This window comes from Brevibacterium luteolum (assembly GCF_013004595.1).
In the GTDB taxonomy this organism is placed as follows: Bacteria; Actinomycetota; Actinomycetes; order Actinomycetales; family Brevibacteriaceae; genus Brevibacterium; species Brevibacterium luteolum.
Map to the genome: position 1 here is coordinate 54,687 of NZ_JABEMC010000001.1, position 18,927 is coordinate 73,613.

Annotated in this window: 19 protein-coding genes; all 19 read left to right on the forward strand. The window is 65.9% G+C overall.

The window, feature by feature from the left end; all coding sequences use genetic code 11:
* The first annotated feature begins 52 nt into the window (after positions 1-52).
* The 19 genes from HLA91_RS00320 to HLA91_RS00410 all read left to right on the forward strand — a co-directional run bounded on the left by HLA91_RS00320 (position 53) and on the right by HLA91_RS00410 (position 18,917).
* Positions 53-670: a hypothetical protein gene (locus tag HLA91_RS00320; RefSeq protein WP_146004304.1), complete on the forward strand. Its 618-nt coding sequence runs from the start codon at positions 53-55 to the stop codon at positions 668-670.
* 100 nt (positions 671-770) lie between these two features.
* Entirely contained in the window at positions 771-1,127 is a 357-nt protein-coding gene (locus HLA91_RS00325; RefSeq protein ID WP_204514245.1) for a hypothetical protein, read from the forward strand.
* A 234-nt stretch (positions 1,128-1,361) separates the two neighbouring features.
* The gene (locus tag HLA91_RS00330) at positions 1,362-1,856 is read left to right on the forward strand and encodes a hypothetical protein (protein ID WP_170273070.1); all 495 of its coding nucleotides are present in this window, start codon (positions 1,362-1,364) and stop codon (positions 1,854-1,856) included.
* A complete protein-coding gene (locus tag HLA91_RS00335; RefSeq protein ID WP_204514246.1) occupies positions 1,846-3,534 on the forward strand; it encodes a hypothetical protein in 1,689 nt (562 codons plus the stop codon). The genes HLA91_RS00330 and HLA91_RS00335 overlap by 11 nt, the downstream gene beginning before the upstream one ends.
* 6 nt (positions 3,535-3,540) lie before the next feature.
* On the forward strand, positions 3,541-4,995 hold the full coding sequence (locus HLA91_RS00340; protein WP_102161026.1) for a phage portal protein: 1,455 nt from the start codon (positions 3,541-3,543) through the stop codon (positions 4,993-4,995).
* 4 nt (positions 4,996-4,999) lie between these two features.
* Positions 5,000-6,139 carry a VG15 protein gene (locus HLA91_RS00345; RefSeq protein WP_170273071.1) on the forward strand — a complete coding sequence of 380 codons (1,140 nt, stop codon included), beginning with the start codon at positions 5,000-5,002 and terminating at the stop codon, positions 6,137-6,139.
* Positions 6,140-6,211: 72 nt separating this feature from the next.
* Positions 6,212-6,889 (forward strand): phage scaffolding protein, encoded by a 678-nt coding sequence (locus HLA91_RS00350; protein ID WP_170273026.1) that lies wholly within the window; start codon positions 6,212-6,214, stop codon positions 6,887-6,889.
* A 45-nt stretch (positions 6,890-6,934) separates the two neighbouring features.
* On the forward strand, positions 6,935-7,753 hold the full coding sequence (locus HLA91_RS00355) for a major capsid protein (protein WP_170273072.1): 819 nt from the start codon (positions 6,935-6,937) through the stop codon (positions 7,751-7,753).
* Between the two features lie 14 nt (positions 7,754-7,767).
* Entirely contained in the window at positions 7,768-8,217 is a 450-nt protein-coding gene (locus HLA91_RS00360) for a hypothetical protein (protein WP_170273073.1), read from the forward strand.
* 15 nt (positions 8,218-8,232) lie between these two features.
* Positions 8,233-8,826, forward strand: coding sequence for a hypothetical protein (locus HLA91_RS00365; RefSeq protein ID WP_170273074.1), 594 nt, complete (start codon positions 8,233-8,235; stop codon positions 8,824-8,826).
* Positions 8,823-9,248: a DUF6093 family protein gene (locus HLA91_RS00370; protein WP_170273075.1), complete on the forward strand. Its 426-nt coding sequence runs from the start codon at positions 8,823-8,825 to the stop codon at positions 9,246-9,248. Before HLA91_RS00365 ends, HLA91_RS00370 begins: the two co-directional genes overlap by 4 nt.
* Positions 9,249-9,266: 18 nt before the next feature.
* Entirely contained in the window at positions 9,267-9,665 is a 399-nt protein-coding gene (locus tag HLA91_RS00375) for a hypothetical protein (RefSeq protein ID WP_170273076.1), read from the forward strand.
* Positions 9,662-10,090 (forward strand): hypothetical protein, encoded by a 429-nt coding sequence (locus tag HLA91_RS00380; protein WP_170273077.1) that lies wholly within the window; start codon positions 9,662-9,664, stop codon positions 10,088-10,090. Before HLA91_RS00375 ends, HLA91_RS00380 begins: the two co-directional genes overlap by 4 nt.
* An 11-nt stretch (positions 10,091-10,101) precedes the next feature.
* Positions 10,102-10,380 (forward strand): hypothetical protein, encoded by a 279-nt coding sequence (locus HLA91_RS00385; protein WP_170273078.1) that lies wholly within the window; start codon positions 10,102-10,104, stop codon positions 10,378-10,380.
* Entirely contained in the window at positions 10,373-10,873 is a 501-nt protein-coding gene (locus tag HLA91_RS00390) for a phage tail tube protein (RefSeq protein WP_102161040.1), read from the forward strand. Before HLA91_RS00385 ends, HLA91_RS00390 begins: the two co-directional genes overlap by 8 nt.
* A gap of 85 nt (positions 10,874-10,958) precedes the next feature.
* A complete protein-coding gene (locus HLA91_RS00395; protein ID WP_170273079.1) occupies positions 10,959-11,489 on the forward strand; it encodes a hypothetical protein in 531 nt (176 codons plus the stop codon).
* A 149-nt stretch (positions 11,490-11,638) separates the two neighbouring features.
* A complete protein-coding gene (locus tag HLA91_RS00400; RefSeq protein WP_170273080.1) occupies positions 11,639-11,845 on the forward strand; it encodes a hypothetical protein in 207 nt (68 codons plus the stop codon).
* 14 nt (positions 11,846-11,859) lie between these two features.
* Complete coding sequence (locus HLA91_RS00405; RefSeq protein WP_170273081.1) at positions 11,860-18,051, forward strand: phage tail tape measure protein; 6,192 nt, start codon at positions 11,860-11,862, stop codon at positions 18,049-18,051.
* Positions 18,048-18,917 (forward strand): hypothetical protein, encoded by an 870-nt coding sequence (locus tag HLA91_RS00410; protein ID WP_102161047.1) that lies wholly within the window; start codon positions 18,048-18,050, stop codon positions 18,915-18,917. The genes HLA91_RS00405 and HLA91_RS00410 overlap by 4 nt, the downstream gene beginning before the upstream one ends.
* The last annotated feature ends 10 nt before the right edge of the window (positions 18,918-18,927 follow it).

The following is an 18,927-nucleotide window of genomic DNA, read 5'->3' on the forward strand; positions in this document are numbered from 1 at the left end:
GATAGCGAACCGCTCGGCATCGGCGGTGTCGTCGTCGCCGCTGGTGTTCCGTGTGGATGCCTCAGAGGTGCAGTGGCGGATCCGGGATCTGCTGCAGACGATCGCTTCGCGGTACGACATGCAGGCAGGGCAGGTGATTCGGTACCGGCAGCCCGGTGAGCTGATGGTGCTGCTGGCCCGGCATGTCACGTGGGTGGCCAAGCATGCTGATGCCGAGGTGTGGATGGATGAGCTCTCAGCCCTGGATCGTCAGGGCTGGCAGGTCGTCAACCGTCCACCGGACCTCATCCGCCTCGGCGTCTGCGGTGCCGCACTTGATGACGGCTTCACCTGTCAGGCTGAGCTGTGGCATGAGCCAGGACAGACCGCAGTCGAATGCCCGATGTGCTCGACGGTCACCGATGTAGCCCACCGCAAGGACCAGGACCTGGCGCGTGCCGCCCGGTACAGGGCGCCCCTGTCGGTGGTGGTGGAGGCACTGGCCGCCACCGGTGTGCCTGTCCGCCTGGAGCAGGCGCGCAAGTGGACGCAGCGCCGCGACCGTCACGGCCGCGCGCTGCTTGAGCCGGCGACAACGCGAGCTGATGGAACGAAGCTCTACGAAGTTGGTGAAGTTCTTCGCGTTGCCACTTCGAGACGTGCGAAACGCGCAGGAACGAGCGAACGTTGACCATTCCGACTTCTGTCCCATATCATCGAGGTAACGTCGCCAGAGTTGGCGCGAGACCTCGAAGCACACGCTTCGGGGTCGTTGTCATTCAGGAGCCGTCATGGTCATGAAACCGTGCAACGCTCCGGGTTGCCCCACGCTCGTCGCCGTCGGCACCGGCAGATGCCAAGCCCATCAAGCCGAAGCCGAGCAGCGCCGTGGGTCATCGACGGCCCGAGGCTATGGCCGAGCACACCGCCGCCGCTTCCGCCCCGCAGTCCTCGCCCGCAACCCGATATGCGTCATCTGCTTCCGCAGGCCCTCGACCGAAGCCGACCACTTCCCGCTCTCACGTGCCGAGCTCATCGACCGAGGCCTCGACCCGAACGATCCACAGCACGGCCGCGGCTTATGCAAGCCGTGCCACTCGGCCGAGACGGCCACCCATCAGCCGGGCGGATTCCACCGCGAACCCTGACCCCGGCCCGCCGCATCGACCACGACCCCGCCGCCCGCCGGCACCTCGCGACCACCCCGCACAGGGGTGGGGGTAGACCCCCGAACAGGGGCAAAGCCCGACCGCCGGTGAGGGGAAAAAAGTCCGCGACGGGTTCAAAAAAATCGGGTATCCGCCCTGGTCAGAACCACAATCGAGGCGCGCAACGCGCCCCGATTCGCAGTGCCGCAACGGCACGACTCGAAGGGAACGATCATGCCATCAGGAGGTGCACGAAACCGCTCCGGCCCGGCCGCAGACATCAACTCCTACCGCCAGCGCCGCGACGCCGACGGTTGGGTGAAGCTGCCGCCGCGTGTCGACCGCCGCCGCTCACCGAACTGGCCACTCCGTCCAGCCATGAACGACCGCGAACGCGAACTCTGGCGCCGCTTCTGGCGCATGGGCCAGTCCATCGTCTGGGAATCCCAGCACCAGCAGCTCGCGCTCGCCGTCTACGTCCGTCAGTTCGTGGCCGTGGAGGAGCTGAACTTTGATGTGCCGACGTCGAGGCTGAACTCCCTGCGCATCCAGGCTGATGATCTGGGGATCACGATGCCAGGCCTGAACCGGTACCGGTGGCGGTATACGACGACGGAGGAGCTGCAGAAGCAGGCCGACGACGTGGTGTCGAGGAAGGATCGCCGCCGGCGTTCGACGGCTGAGCAGATCGCTGAGCTGCTGCCGATGGTGGCGGACGATGAGCGATGAGCGTCCACCGCTGCCGAAGTACCACGTACCGCACCCGACCAAGACGCTCGGCTACTTCCTATCGGACTGGCTGGCACATCACGCGGTTGTACCCGAGGGTGACCTCGCCGGTGACCCGTTCGAGCCGACGATCGATCACAAGATCTTCCTCGCCAACCACTACCGCGTCCGCCCGGACGCCCTGCCCACACAGCGGGCGGCGGCGTTCGTCCACCGCCGTTCAGCGTGGATCGCCGCGCAGAAGGTCGGCAAGAGCCCCGGGATTGCCGGGCACGCACTGATCGAGTTCGTCGGGCCAGCGCTGTTCGCCGGCTGGGCGACCGGCAGTGAGACTCACCGGTGTGCCGAGTACGGCTGCCCGTGCGGGTGGGAGTACGACTACATGCCAGGTGAACCGATGGGCCGGCCATGGGCGACGCCGCGCATCCAGCTCGCCGCCGTCGTCGAGGACCAGGTGGAGAACACCTGGGGTGCACTCGTCCCGATGATCGACGACGGGCCGCTGGCCAATGTCATCCCGAAGACAGGTGAAGAGTTCATCCGCCACCCGAACGGGAACCGTGACTCGCTCATCGAGGTCGTGACCTCGAAGGCTGACTCGAAGCTCGGTGCTCGCATCTCGGCGGCGTTCCCGGACGAGACTGGCCTTTACACCGACTCGAACAAGATGAAGAAGTTCAACCGCACGCTCATGCGCGGCCTCGGAGGCATGGGCGGGCGGATGGTCGAGTCGTCCAACCCCTACGACCCGGCGGAGAGTTCCTGGTTGCAGGACACCGTCGAGGGCAACTATCCAGACGTCTACGTGCACTACTTCCCGCCGCCGAAGCACCTTAAGTTCGAGGACAAGGACGACAGACGCAAGATCTTCGCGTTCAACTACCAGTTCTCGCCGTGGGTGGACCTCCGCGACATCGAGTCGACCAGCGCCGAGCTGATGAAGCTCAGTCCTGCCGAGGCAGAGCGCTTCTACGGTAACCGGATCCGTGCCGGCAGTAGTGCGTGGCTCCGCCGTGAAGCGTGGGACCTCCGCGCAGCGGACCCGCCCATCGTGGTAAGGCCACGCACCCGCATCTGTCTGGGCTTTGACGGCTCGGACACCAACGACTGGACGGGATTCCGCGCCGAGACCCTCGACCAGCACCAGTTCACGCCGCGCTACCACGACGGGCAGCGCGAAACGATCTGGAACCCCCGCGATTGGGGAGGCTCCGTCCCCCGTCTCGAAGTCGATGCGGCGCTCGCCTGGATCATGAGCGAGTACGAGGTTGTTCGAGCCTACTTCGACGTCTCCGGTTGGAAGACCGAGATCGCGATGTGGGCGGCGAAGTACGGCGAGAAGAAGATCATCGAGTTCCGCACCGAGCGTCTGAACATCATGTGGGAGGAGCTCAAGCGGTTCAAGAACGACGTCCTCAATCCTGATTCCGAGCTCACCCATGACGGCTGTGAGACCACCGCGGTCCACATCAGGAACGCTGTAGAGCGGGCCATCGGACATCAGGGCAAGTACTACATCGTCAAGGCTTCAGAAGATCAGAAGATCGACCTCGGCATGTCCTCGGTGCTCGCTCACGCGGCGACCTCGGACGCGATCGCCGCCGGCGCCGCCCGCAAGGCTGATTCGACGATCTACACCGGCACCTCGACCGCTCGCGCATCCTATGGAAGGTGGTGACTGCGCATGCCCATGACACTCGAACAGGCGCAGAAGACCACCGCCCGGCTCTCAGACGCGCTGCTCGCTCGCCGCCCTCGCACTGCTAAGGAGCTGTCCTACTACCGCGGCGACCAGGGCGAGCTGCGCTTCGCCTCCCCGAAATTCTCCGAGAACTTCCGTAAGCAGTTCGAGGGCTTCTCCGACAACTGGTGTGCCCCGGTCGCTGACGCCTCACCGGAGCGGATGGTGCTGCTGGGCATCCGCCCGTATGGCACCATCCAGGCCGACAAGGAGACCAACCGCGCATGGGAAGCCGCCGACGCCGCTGCCGGCATGCAGACAGCCCTGCAGGTGCGCGCCGCAGCACGGCGGGCGTTCGCTCTCATCGCACCGGGCAAACGTCCTGATCGGCCTCGGATCACGTTCGAGAATCCTGAGCAGGTCTACGTCGACTCCGACCCGGCGACACGGGAGCGCCGCTCAGCTCTCGTCACCTGGGCAGACGACAAGAAGGAGTACGCAACCCTCTACCTGCCTGACGAAATCTGGAAGTTCGAGCGGGAAACCTCCGAGGAGCGCTGGCAGCGTCAAGGCCGGCCTGCCGACCTGTTCCAGGGCTGGGAGCCACGAGCCGGCGACACCCACTTCTGGGGCTCGAACCCGTTCGGCGAGGTGCCAGTCGTGGAGCTGCGCAATCGTGACCTCCTCGACGACGAGCCGATCTCAGACATCGCCGGGGTCATGGCGATGCAAGACGCGATCAACCTGATCTGGGCCTACCTCATCAACGCCCTCGATGCCGCATCGCTGCCACAGCGGATCGTCACCGGTGCCGAGCCGCCGAAGATCCCGATCCTCGACCAGCACGGCCAGCAGATCGGCGCTCGCCCGGTCGAGCTCGACAAGCTCCTCGGCGAGAAAGTCCTGTTCGTACCGGGGGAGAACGTCGGTGTCGCTGAGTGGTCGCGCTCGCAGCTCGGGCCGTTCTCCGAGGTCATCAACCAGGCGATCGAGCACATCGCCGCCCAGACCCGCACGCCACCGCACTATCTGATGACGAAGATGGTCAACACGGCCGCCGAGGCGCTGACCATCTCCGAGGCCGGCCTGGTCTCCAAGACCCGCCAGTCCGTCATGCACGTCAACTCCGCAGTCCGCGAGATCTACAAGCTCATGGCCATCGCCATGGACCGGCCCTCCGCCGAGGTCGACGCGCTCGCCGCCGGCCGGCCCATGTGGGCCGATATCCAGTATCGGTCGGAGGCGCAGCGTGCGGATGCGCTGGTGAAGAAGCGCCAGATGGGCTACCCGTTGCGCTGGATCTTCGAGCAGGATGGTGCCAGCCCGGAGGAGATCGAGCGCATCATGGAGATGATCCGCGAAGAGCGCGCACAGGATGCGCTGGCCGCTGACCACTTCGCCACCACCACGGCCATGAATCCAGCGCTCGACGCACCGTCCTCCCAGCTGATGGAGTGACCTCGTGTCCCGCCCGCTGACCATCGCCCGGAAGCACCGTCAGGTCACCACCGACCTGACCTCCGACACCTACAAGCGGCTGCTCGCGCAGTGGAACAGCGTCGACGAGAACGCGATCCTCGACTCCTGGAACGAACAGCTCCCGCACGCGGCAGCCACTGTCGGTCAAGCGCAGACGCTGGCCGCGATCGACTCGACAGCCTACGCCGAGACCGTGCTCGACGCCCAAGACCTCGACATCGACGGACCGACCATCGAAGCCCGCGCATTCGCCGGCACCATGCAGGCATCCGGCGCTCGCGTCGAGGCAGCGCTCGCCGGCGTCGCCTACCACTCCCTCGACCGGATCGGTGAGGGTATGCCTCCGGCGCAGGCCCTGACCGCCGGCCGCAGGGACCTGTCCCGCCTCATCCAGACGTCGATCATCCAGGTCGCCACAGCAGCCACCGGAGCGTTCGCGCTCACTCGCACGAAACCGACGACCGGCTACGTCCGTGTCGTTCATGCCAGCGGCTGTGACCGCTGCGCGATCCTCGCCGGCCGCTTCTACCGATGGAACGCCGGCTTCAACCGGCACCCGCACTGCCGGTGCGAGCACCTACCGACCACGCGGCCACGAAGCGACGAATTCACGACCGACCCCTACGACCACTTCAACAACCTCTCCGAGGACGACCAGGACCGCATCTACACGAAAGCGGGCGCGCAGGCGATCCGAGACGGCGCCGACATTTACCAGGTCGTCAATGCCCGCCGTCAAGGAGCTCTCACACCCTCGGGCAGGTTCACCCGCGAGGGCATGGGCAAACGCGGCTACTACCGCACCCACACCGGGTACGGACAGGCCGGACGCCGCAGGCTCTCCGTCGACGAGATCTACCGCCGAGCCAACGGCTCACCGGACAGGGCACGCAAACTGCTGGCCGACTACGGCTACCTCACCGACCAAGGCCAGATAGCCGGTGGCGTCATCAGAGGAAACGTCGAGGGCTACGGCCAGTTCGGCCGCGGCGGCACCCGCGTCGGTGCCACAGCCGAAGTGCTCCGCGCGCGCCGCACCGGCGTCCGCAACCCGAACTCGCAGTACACCATGACCGCTGCTGAGCTGCGCGAGCACCGCCGCAAGATCTACGCAGCAGCCTGACCCCACCCACAGTTCCAGCTCGCCGTGGCAATCGCGGCGGGCCCTCACCCATGCGCAACGCAGGAGGAAACCATGGCAGACACCACCGTGACCGTCACCGAGGACACTGACGAGCAGCAGCACGGCCCAGACGAGTCCCAGCAGCCAGACGATCAGCACGGCCCCGCGGGCGACGAGCAGAACCACGACGACAGCGAATCCGGCGGTGACGACGACGCTGACCCGGAGGGCGCCGACCAGCTCGGCGACCCCGGCAAGAAGGCGCTCGCCTCGATGAAGGCCGAACGAAACGCCGCGAAGAAGCAGGCCAAGGAGCTGCAGAAGCAGCTCGATCAGATCCGCGCCGAGCAGGAACGGGCGAACAAGTCACCAGACGAGCAGGCGATCGACGCCGCGAAGGCCGAGGCCCGGGCAGAAGCGCTCGAAAAGGCCAACGCCCGCATCCTGCGCTCCGAGCTCAAGGCCGCCGCCACCGGCAAGCTGCGCGACCCCTCCGACGCGCTGGCCTTCCTCGATCTGTCCGAGTTCGAGGTCGACGACGACGGCAATGTCGACGCCGACGAGCTCGCTGACGCCCTGGATGACCTCCTGACCCGAAAACCACACCTCGCCGCGCAAGGCGGCACTGCGAGCTTCGACTCTGCACGGGGCAAGCCCAAGCCCAGGAAGAAGCTCTCGAAAGCCGACCTCGAAAAGATGACGCCCGCGGAAGTGACGAAGGCGTATCGCGAAGGTCGCGTGGACACCTGACACCGACCCTGACCGGGGCCGGTCTACATCACGAAAGGAAACATCATGTCCATCGAGAAGTTCATTCCGAAGCTGTGGGCATCAGCGATGCTCACCGACTTCCGCAACCAGGCGGTCTGGGCTGGCCTCACGAACCGGGAGTACGAACGCGAGTTCACCTCCGGCGACCAGATCACGATCAACACCCCAGTGCCGATCGCGATCAAGGACTACAAGGCCAACTCGCGGACCACCGAGCCCGACGCAATCTCGACCACCGCGATCGAACTGGTCATCGACCAGGAGAAGAACTTCGACTTCTACGTCGACGACATCGACCGCGCACAGGCTGCCGGCGACCTCAACGTGTTCTCGCAGTCCGCCGCCGAGGGCCTCGTCGAGGACGCCGACAAGCACCTGGCCACCATGGCCGCAACGAACGCCACCCCGGTCACCCCGGGCGCACCTGCCACCGACGCAAAGTCGGCCTGGAACGTCGTCCGAGACCTGCGCAAGGCCCTCGACAAGGCCGCCGTGCCGAAGCAGGGCCGAGTGTTCGTCGCCAACGCCGAGTTCTCCTCCCTGTTCTTCGAACACGACTCGAAGATCACCAACGCCGACCAGCTCGGCGACACCCAGGGACTGCGCGAGGCATCCATGGGACGCATCCTCGGCTTCGACGGCTACGAGTCCGAGAACGGCCCAACGGTAGACAAGCCGCAGGTCATCGCCTTCCACCGCTCCGCGCTCGCCTTCGTCTCGCAGATCCAGAAGACCGAGGCTATGCGGGCGGAGAAGAAGTTCGCTGACCGTCTGCGCGGACTGCACGTGTACGGCTCGAAGGTCGTCCGCCCGAAGGCCATCGTCTCCTACACGGCAGAGTGAGGACGGGCAGAACCATGACCTACGTCAAGGGACCCAACGGGACCGTCTTTGACGTGGCTGAGCACGTGGCCTCCGGCCTCATCAACGGAGGCCACGTGAAGCCAGCCACGAAGGACGAGTTCCTGAACGCGAATCCCGGCGCCGAGCCCGCCAAAGACGGTCACCCGACCGACGCCTCGAAGGCTGTCCCGCCGCTGGGCCAGGTCGCCGGCGATCTGCCAAGCGACACGATCGACATCTGGCCACCGGACAAGCGGCGCACTGCCGCAGACCTGGATGCAGAGCGAGAAGCCGACACCGAGACCGACACCGGCGAAACCGACACCGGTGACACCGAGACGCCGGCCGGCAACGCCTCAAAGGACACCTGGCGCGAGCACGCGCTCACGCTCGGGTTCGCCGAGGAGCAGCTGGACGGTCTCGGCCGAGACGACATCAAGAAGCTCGTCTCCGGAGACGACTGAGAGAGGTGGCATCCGATGCTCATCACGATCGACGACGTGAAGGCCTGGGGCAACGACATCGATGACGACGAGCTCACGATGATCGAAACGCTCATCGCCGCCGCATCGGATGCCATCACCTCAGCTGCCGGCTGCCCAATCGCCTACCGAGAGTCCACCGTCCGTGTCATAGGCCTACCCGACCGGCTCCTGGAGCTGCCCGGCCTGCCGATCGACACCGTCCACGAAGTCCACGTCAACGACACCCTGCTCGACGCCCGCGCCTACGCGGTCGTCTCACAGGGCATCTACCGTAACGACGGCTGGTCATGCGGCCACCACCTGCCAGAAATCCACGTCCGCTACTCCCATGGCCTCAAACAAGTCCCAGCAGACGTCAAGGCGCTCGCCGTCGGCATGGTGACGGCTGGCCTGCATGAGGTGCGTGAGGGGTCATGGTCGATCCGCAACGGCGGCCTGTCGTCGGTGAGCATTGACGACTACCGGGAGTCCTACGCCACGACTGGTGAGTCCACGGAGATGGTCACACCGATGAGCCTGCCGTCCCGAACTCGTGCCTGGCTGCGTGCCCGGTTCGGAGGCGGGGCGACGGTCGTGGGGATGCTGTGAGCGCCCGTCGTGCGGCTGCAGCACTTATGCGCGGCCGGCGCGCTGCTAAGGCGCTGATGGTCGACCGCTGCACCATCTCCCGCGTCACCGGTGAGACCACCGACCGCACCACTGGCAAGGTCGTGCCGCTCACCGAGCAGATCTACCCGAACGAGGACTACCCGGTGGGCTGCTGCAAGCTCACCTCCTACGAGGGCTACGAGGCCGAGCAGGAGTCTGCTGGCGCAGATATGACCGAGCAGCGCATGTCCATCCACCTGCCGGTCGGATCGGTGCGCGTCAACGTCGGCGACATCGTCGAGATCACCTACGCCGACCTCGATCCGCTGCTCGTCGGCCGCACGTACCGCATCAGCCAGGAAGCGCCGTTCCGCACGTACAGCACCGCCTACCGCATCTTCGTCGACTACATCGCTGATTGAGAGAAGAGGGGACGCCTCATGGGTCTGCGCATCGACACCAGTGAAGTGGATCGCCTCGCCAGCGACCTCGACGCCCTCCCGCACATCGTCCGCGCCGAGGCAGAGCGCACCATGGACAAGGGCATCCAGAAGATGAAAGAGGCGCTGCAGGAAGATGCCAAGTCCTCCGAGCACTTCTCGCAGCTCGCCCCGACGATCACCTCCGACAAAGAGTACGGGTGGGGCGGCACCGCCTGGGAGATCGGACCCGACAAAGAGAAGACCACCCGCCGCGGCGTGCCTGGAGCGCTCGGCAACATCGCCTACTTCGGTGGAGCGAACGGCGGCGGTGCAAGCCTCGACTTCGTCACCCCGATCAACTCCGAGATCGCCGTGATCGAGGACCGGCTGGCGAAGATCCTCGGGGAGCAGCTATGAGCTCCGCCCTCGTCCTCGCCGACGCCATCGAGCAGATGCTGCCCGACGACCTGAACCTGTTCACCGCCGCAGTCAAGCTCGGAGAGCGCGGCCAGACCGCAGAGGCCGCCCTGCCGTGGGTGGTCGTCATCGCCCACCTGCCAGTCCCTGCCACCCGCAGCCTCGCAGGCCGCCGACACGCCTCCACAGCCACGGTCACGATGACGATCGCAGGCATGACCCCGAACTCGGTGCGGGTCATCTGCGACCGCGTCATCCCCGCCATCGAGCACCAGCGGCCAGCCGCCGCCGGATGGAACACCGGCCGGATGCGGCTCATCAACGCCCGACCCATCAGCGAGGACCCCGACATCACCCTGACCGGCACCAACCGGAAGGTCGTCTACACCGTCCTCGAATGGGAGCTCACCGTCGCCGAAGCCTAGGAAGGACCGTCATGCCCACCTATGTCCGCGTCAAGGACACCGACACCAAACACGAGTTCGACGTGCTGGAGACCCACCCGCAGATCGGGGACAACCTCCAGCTCATCAAGTCCGACCGATACCCACCGGCCCGCTCGCCGCGTGCTCCGAAGCACCACGTGAAGCGCGCCCGGTCTACCCAGCAGGAGTCACCCGAGAACGTCCCGAGTGCAGATGCCTCGGGCGAGAGCCCATCCCGTCCGGCTGGGCGCAACACGAAGAAGGAAGAAGGAGAAGAGTCCCATGACTGAAATCCCGTCAACGCCAGCCGACGGCAACATCAAGATCGTCTGGGTTCCGGCACTGGCAGACCCGTCTGCCCCTACCGTCGAGGAGCTGACTGCTGAGTCGGCACTCGACATCAGCTGCTACCTCACCGGTGACGGCTGGAACCCGACCAAGGAACAGGCCACGATCCCGGATCCCCGCGTGTGCTCGCGGCAGGAGTTCGGCAAGCCCGGCCGCAAGACCCCGGGACTGTCGATCACCGTGATCGACAACACCAACACCGAGGACCCGAACAAGGCGGTCGAGACGCTGAAGGAGCACGCCCGCGGCTACTTCGTTGAGCGCCGCGGCATCGCCTTCGAGGACGAGTTCGCGGCCGGTCAGGTCGTCTCTGTCTTCCCGGCAGTCTCGGGCGAGAAGCAGCCCCTGGCACCGGAAGCGAATTCCGTGATCCGCTCGACGATCCCGCAGTTCATGTTCGCCGAGGTCAAGACCGACGTCGCAGTGGCTGCCTGACCCATGATCCGCCCGGCCCCGCGCGTGACTCCTGTCGCGGGGCCGGGCTCTCACCGCTATCAGGAGTCAGAAACAGGAGCACATCATGTCCAAGCTGGGAATCAAGCGCGCCACAACGACTGTCGATCTGGTCACTGACCTCGACCTGCTCGCCGAGTACGAAGCCGCGGAGGAGCATCTCGAACGCCTCGGCAAAGAGGCGCGACCCGACCGCCTGAACTCCTCACCGGAGATCAAGAAGGCGGCTAAGGAGGTCCAGCGCCTCGAAAAGGCGATGGCAGACTCAGTCGTCTCGTTCAAGCTGCGCGCACTCAAGAAACCCGATTTCGCAAAGCTCGAAGAGGAGCACCCGCCCCGTGACGACAACGACATCGACAAGTCCTTCGGCGTCAACATCGACACGTTCCTCGACGCCGCGATGCCGTCCTCGGTCGTCGAGGCGACCTGGAAAGAATCCGGGAAGAAGGCCGAATTCACCGGCTCCGACTGGCCGGAGATCGCCGAGGACATCACCAACGGTCAGCACGCGGAGTTCACGGCCGCGATCCTGCGGATCAACCGCGGAGCCACCACCGTCCCTTTTTCACGAAGCGCCTCCATCGTGACCCGGGGCTGAGAGCCGACGTCGAGACCGCCCAACGTCTCGGCATCAGCCTCAAACGGTTCTACGGATGGGAGCCAACCACCCGCTACGAGTACGACGCGGATGGCAGGCTCCTCTCGTCCACACCCGAACAGGAGTGGGACGAGACGCAGCGAGCCTGGATGCTCTCCCTGGCCGAGTACCGGGCGAGCCTCTGCCCGATCTGCGGCTACAGCAAGGACATCTGCCACGCCGCCGAGAACGAAAACCGCTTCGACGTCCCACCCCCGGCACGCTGCCACGCCTCGACCGCGATCAGGCGCGCTCGCGAAAACGCCGAATACGAACACCCTGACTGCCTGACCTGGTCGACAGTCCTCAAACCCTAGAAAGGAGGTGAGCTATGGCTGACCGTACAGTGGCCTATCGCATGCTCCTCGACGCCACCGGCGTGGCAACAGGCGCGAAGGTCGCACGCAACGCCCTCCAGGGCATCCACCGCGACGGCATCGCACCGGTGCAGAAGCACCTCACAGCCCTGGAACGGTCAGCCAGAGCTCACCCCGAAGCCTGGCAGCACGCCGGCCGCGCCGCCACGATATTCGGCACCGGCGTCGCTGTCTCCCTCGGCATGGCGACCAAAGCCGCCATGTCGTGGCAGTCCGACTGGGCTGGCGTCACCAAGACCGTCGAGGGCACCACCGCGCAGATGGACGGCCTGCAGCAAGGCCTCCGCGACCTCGCCGCCACAACCCTGCCTGCCACACACACCGAGATCGCCGGCGTCGCCGAGGCAGCAGGCCAGCTCGGCATCAAGACCCAGAACGTCCTGCAGTTCACCAAGACGATCATCGACCTCGGGGAGGCCACCAACCTCACTGCCGAGCAGGGCGGCACCCAGCTCGCACGATTCATGAACATCATGGGCACCAGCCAGTCGAAGGTGAACAACCTCGGCAGCGCAGTCGTCGGCCTCGGCAACAACTTCGCCACCACCGAGTCCGAGATCATGGACATGTCGATGCGCATCGCCTCGGCAGGCCGCCAAGCCGGCATGACCGAAGGCGACGTCCTCGGCCTGGCCACCGCCCTCTCATCCGTCGGCATCGAAGCCGAAGCCGGCGGCACCGCCGCATCCATGGTCATCAAAAAGATGGGCCTGGAAGTCGACCGCGGCGGCGACAAACTCGACCTGTTCGCCAAGACCGCCGGCATGTCCACCACCGACTTCGCGAAAGCGTTCAAGGGAGACGCCGCCGGCGCGCTCGCCACCTTCGTTGAAGGCCTCGGCAAAGCCCAGGCCGAGGGCGAGAACGTCAACGTCACCCTCAGCGAGCTCGGCATCAAGGGGATCCGCGAATCAAACGCGATCCTCTCCCTGGCCGCCGCCTCCGATGTCATGAAGAACGCCTTGGCGACCGGCAACACCGAGTACATCAAGGCCTCCGCGCTCGCCGAGGAAGCCTCGCAGCGGTATGAGACCGCCGAGTCCCGGGCGAAGATCGCGTTGAACTCGATTAAGGACGCCAGCATTGATTTCGGGCAGGCTGTGCTGCCGGCGTTCGCTGCTGGCGCGGACGCTGTCACCGGTCTCATGACCAGGATCCGTGAGCTGCCGCAGCCGCTCAAGGAGGCCACGGTCGGTTTCGCCGGCATCGCAGGCGCGGCCAGCCTCGCTGCTGGCGGGTTCCTGACCATCGCGCCGAAGGTGTTCGACGTTGTCGACGGCTTCAAGACCCTCAACGCGACCCACCCGCGCCTCGCTGGTGGATTGACAACGCTCGGCAAAGCTGCAGGCCTGGCCACGGTCGGCCTGCTGACAGCCAGGGGAGCAGCTGCAGCACTGAACTCGGTCATCGACACCTCGTCACGGTCGACGTCGGAGATGACGTCTGCGATCGCTGAGCTGCAGAACAAGGCCTCCGGTGACGTCAAGAACACCGTCCTCGATCCCGCGTTGTGGGAGGAAGCGAACTCCTTCTGGAATCGCGGTATCGGCACGAAGGAGATCGAGGATTGGGGTGACGCACTCGACCGGGTGAACATGGCCGGCGCGGGCATGCAGCAGTGGCTCGACGGTGTGGCCGGCACTCGCTCAGATGTGACGATCATCGGCGAGACGATCGCCTCGACCGATGAGGCGTTGCGCGACCTCGCCTCTGGTGGTGCGATGGAATCTGCGGCTGACGGGTTCACCGCGATCCGCGACTCAGCCGAGGACATGACCGACGCTGAGGTCCTCGAACAGTTCCCGAAGTACAAGGACTATCTCCGCGAGATCGCTGGTGCTGCCGGCCTGGCGACGGATGACGCGGTGCTGCTTGCGATCGCGACTGGCCGGATCACCGAGGAGATGCTGGAGGCCAACCCCACCACCGCCGAGGGTGTCGACAAGCTCAAAGACCTCGGCGTCGAGGCGAAGACCACCGAGGAGAAGATCGCGGATCTCGCCGACGAAATCCGCACCTTCGGCCAGGCCACCCTCGACACCCGCGCCGCCTCCCGCGAGTGGGAGCAGTCCCTCGACGATGCCCGCGAGGCCCTGAAGAAGAACGGGAAGACTCTCGACGACACGACCCAGAAGGGCCGCGACAACGCCGAGGCGCTCGACCGGGTCGCCCGGGCCGGCGCCGACCGTGCCGCCTCGATTTACGAGGAGACGCAGTCCGAGGAGGAGCTGCAGAAAGCCCTCGACCAGTCGCGTGAAGACCTGATCAAGACCGCCCGCTCCTTCGGCATGAGTGAAGACGCGGCCAAGGACTACGCCGACCGCGTCCTGATGACACCTGACGAGGTCAAGACTGAGGTCAAGGTCCAGAAGGAGCAGGCGAAAAAGGATCTCGACTCGATCGTCAAGGACCTCAAGGACACCGACGGCGAGTCCGCGACGCTATGGGTGCGGATCAAGAAGTGGTTCCAGGGTGAAGCCGACGGGTCCAACGCCAAGAAGCGCCGCGCCCGAGCCGGCCGAGATGGCGCCGGCGTCGGCGGCCGCGCCTACGGCGGCATCGACGTCAAAGCCATGGCCGCCGGCGGCACACTCGACCCGATCGCGCAGGTCGTTCCACCGAACACGTGGAGGATCGTAGGCGACCGCCTCGACGTGCCCGAGGCGTTCATCCCGATCGACGGCTCTCGCCGCTCGTGGAAGATCCTCACCGAGACCATCTCCCGCATGCCCGGCGCCCTCCCCATGGCCTCCGGTGCCGTCGTCTCCGGCAGCAAGGACGACGAGCAGCGCCGCAAGGCCGAGCAGGAACGCAAACGCCGCGAAGACGAAGCCAAACGCCGCCGAGAGGAGGCGGCCGCCCGCCGCGCCCGCGTCGCTGACATGCGCCGCGAACTGCGCACAGACCTCCGCCGCGGCGACCTCCGCGACCAGACCACACGCGGCCTCTCCGGCGCCTACTCCACAGTCGACCGGATGCTCTCACTGTCCCGCAACGAGGACCTCAGCCGCGGCACCCGCGCTCGCCTCGCCCGCGACGCCTCCGGCTACGAGTCCTCACTGCGTCGCCTCTACGGGCAGCTGGAGAAGCTGGAGAAGCGCGCCGAGAACGCACAGAAGAAACTCGACGAGCTCAAACAGATCCAGGACTCCGTCGCATCCTCGATCGGCAGGTCGGCGTACTCGCTTGATGTGACGTCGCAGTGGTCACAGACCCGGGCGGGTGTGTGGGAGCAGACGCAGGGCGTCTCGGGTGTGCGGAAGAACGCAGCCCAGGCGGCAGCCCGGGTTCGGGACCTGTCCGGCAAGCTGAACCGGCTGCAGAAGATGGGCTACTCCGGTGCGATCTTGCAGGAAGTCGCCCAGGCCGGCTCGATCGACGAGTCCCTGCAGATGGCTGATGAACTGCTTAAGGGCACCAGCAGCGATGTGAAGTCGATCAACCGGTCATATGCCGACATCGACAAGCACGCGCGCCAGGCCGGCAAATACGTCACGCACGGCTTCTACAAGGGCGGCGTCGATGCCGCCGCCGGCCTCGTCAAGGGCCTGGAGTCACAGCAGAAGCAGGTCGAGAAGACCATCCTCAAGATCGCTAAGTCGATGGAGTCCTCGCTCAAACGCGCCCTCGGCATCCGCTCACCATCAAAGAAAACTGAGTGGATCGGAGAGCAGACAGCCGAGGGCTTCATCGGCGGCATCCTCGGCAAGCTCGACACCATCCGGGCCGCAGCCGAGATGATGGGCGCAGCAGCAATCCCACAGATCACCACGACCCCGAGCACAGCCCGTGACGCCTCAGACACCGCCCTGACCGCACCTCCTGCGCTCGCCTCAGCGGCGGCTTCGGTTCCGGCCGGTGCGTCCGGTGAGGTGCCAGGGGTGGATGAGCTCCCGGCGCTGACGTCTGAGGCGTATGCGGGTATGGATGCCACCGCTGAGGAGTCGCTGGTGTTCCGGCAGGAGATCACCGCGTCGTCCTATCAGGGGATGCAGGATTCGACGGCGTCGGCGCTTGCGTCGATGCGCTTGACACAGTTGGCTGAGCATGAGGCGATGACAGCCGATCAGCAGGCGACGATGCAGCTGCTCACGCGCATCTCTGCAGACGGATTCACCACGATCGACCGGCAGGGCCGGGAGAAGACCCACGAACTGCATAAGGGCGTGGGCCGGTCGATGCGCGATCTCCGCTCGGACTACGGCGAACAGCTGGGTCAGACACGCCGCTCCTCGCACGAGGGATTCACCAGTATCGACCGTCAGGGTCGGGAGAAGACCCACGAACTGCATAAGGGCGTGGGCCGGTCGATGCGTGATCTCCGCTCGGACTACGGCGAGCAGCTGGGTCAGACACGCCGCGCCTCGCACGAGGGATTCGAGACGATCCGCCGGGCCGGGGTTTCCTCGATTGCTGGCATGCGTGCCGGTGTCCGCGACGAGCTCGGGAAGATGCCCGGCCATGTCGCCTCCACGATGAATCGCTCGATCTCGGTGCTCAACGACTTCCGCCGTGAGGTCAACGATGCATTCGGTGACGTCGGCGTGAAACTGCCGGCAGTCAAACGGGTCAAGGGCTACGCCGGCGGTGGTGTCATTCCCGGCTACTCGACTCACCTGCAGGGTGACGATCAGCTGATCAAGGCTCGCGCCGGTGAGGGCATCTACGTCTCCGAGGCGATGCGTGACCCGTATGAGCGCAAGCGCTTGGAGACCGTGAACAAGGCCGCTTTGCGTGGCGAGAACCTCGCAAAGTTCCGTGATCTGCCGTTCGAGGCTTTCGCTACTGGCGGCATCGTGAAGAACACGCAGGGACTCATCCGGCTCGGTCACGTGCTGCGCAGCATTGGTGTCCGCGTCTCCGAGGGCCCGCCGCCGTTCGGACCGATCCACCGCGTGCACGCTAGGAACTCGTGGCACTACCGCAACGGCGCGCTCGACCTCAACACGGCCCCAGGTAAGTCGGCGAAGGAGATGCGCGACTTCGACCGCATCATGCCGATCCTCCACGCACTCGGTTGGGGCGTCATCTGGCGCTACCCGAACCACTACGGACACGCCCATGTCGACATCGGCAACCGGAGCCTCGGATCGTTCAACCGCAACGTCAAGCCCTCGGGTGATCTGTGGGAGAAGCTCAAGGGGCTTCGGGTCGGGCCACCGCAGGGCGGTGGCGAGGGCGGCACCTACGGCATGTCGCATCCGCTGCTCGATCGCGCCGGCATATCCCCGTCAGGCAATTTGGAGCGCGACTACGAGAAGGCTGCCCGGAAGATCATGGCCGGCATCGTGAAGAAGCACGCCGGGCGTCTATCCGACAACGAATTCGCTTCTGATCTTGTCGGCGGGATCATGCGCACCGCCGAGACCGGGATCGTTGCCAAGGCCAAGGCCCACGGCAAGGAGATGGGCACGTACACCGACCCTGGCGGTGCCGGTGTGGAGCGGTGGCGCGACACCGTCATCAAGGCCTTGCAGATCGCAGGTCTCCCCACCTCCGACGACTACGTCAACGCCTGGCTACGGCAGATCAAGACCGAGTCCGGCGGCAACCCCCGCGCGGTCCAGGGCAACATCGGCGACGTCAACAACCGCTCCGGCGACCTCGCCCACGGCCTCGTCCAGGTCATCGGCTCCACCTTCCGCGCCTTCCGCGACAAGAGTCTGCCCAACGACCGGTTCCACCCACTCGCCAACCTCGTTGCCGGCATGAACTGGGCAAAATTCAAGGCCTCCCGCCGCGGCCGCTCCATGCTCTCGTTCATCGGCCGCGGCCACGGCTACGCCGAGGGCACCGACTCCGCGCTGCCTGGCTGGAAGTGGGTCGGCGAAGAGGGACCCGAGCTCATGCGGTTCAAGGGTGGCGAGCAGGTCATCCCGTCCAAGGTCTCCCACCAGATCGAGAACCAGGTGCTGCGCGGCGGCAACGTCTCCATCGAGCAGTCCTCGATCGACAGCCTCAAGGCAGCCCTCGTCACCCAGATCACCGAGGCCGACATGGCCGCAGCCCTCGACGGCGTACAGCTCACCCTCATGGTCGACGGCCAACAGATGGCCGCACACATCACCGCCACCGTCGAAGGCGGCATCCGCACCGCCCGCTCTAACAACCGCACCGGCTCACGACTGACAGGAGCCACACTATGACCACCCCACACGGCACCTTCGCGCTCGCCGGCTACGAGTTCGGTGACGGCCACCAGGTCTACCCCTCAGCAGTGACCCGCGGTGGTATCGAGTGGCGCACCCAGGACGTCGAGAACCCACTCGCTGACGGGATCTTCTTCGGCCGTGACCTGCGCACCCCGAAACCGTGGGTGCTCACGATCACCGTCGCCGGCGACACACCTGCCCACGCCGCGAAGCTGGCAGCCGAGTTCGCCGCCGCCTGGGAGCATGCCCGCCGCCAGTGGAAACCCGCCCAAGAAGTGACTCTCGACTTCACTCAGCACGGCAACCACTACCGCCTCTACGGCCGTCCCCGCACCCTCGACATGGACGACAACGACGCCTGGGTGCTCGAAACCCTGACCGACATCAAAGCCGCGTTCCAGCCCTCCCACATCGGCCTCTACGCCGGTCACCCCAACACCGTCACCGTCGGCCTCCGCGCAGCAGCAGCAGGCGGCCTGATCTTCCCTGTCGTCTTCCCCTGGTCCACCCGCACCGGCGCGAAACGCTCCGGCATCGTCGAAACACCAGGCGGCCTCATCCCCACCGACGCCGTCACCATCACCATCACCGGACCCGTCAACAAGCCCACCGTCACCGGCCCCGGCTGGCAGATCGGCCTCAACACCGCGCTCGCCCACGATCACGTCGTCACCATCGACGCTCGCGCCCGCACGGTCCTGCGCAATGACGGTGTCTCCCTGGCCGGCAAACTCACCCGCACCTCTCGCCTCGACGAAATCACCATGCCCACCACGCACTGCGAAATCACCTACGCCGGCACCGACCCTGCCGGCATCTCCACAGCCACCGTCCAGTGGCACCCGATCACCAGCATGTGAGGAGCACACC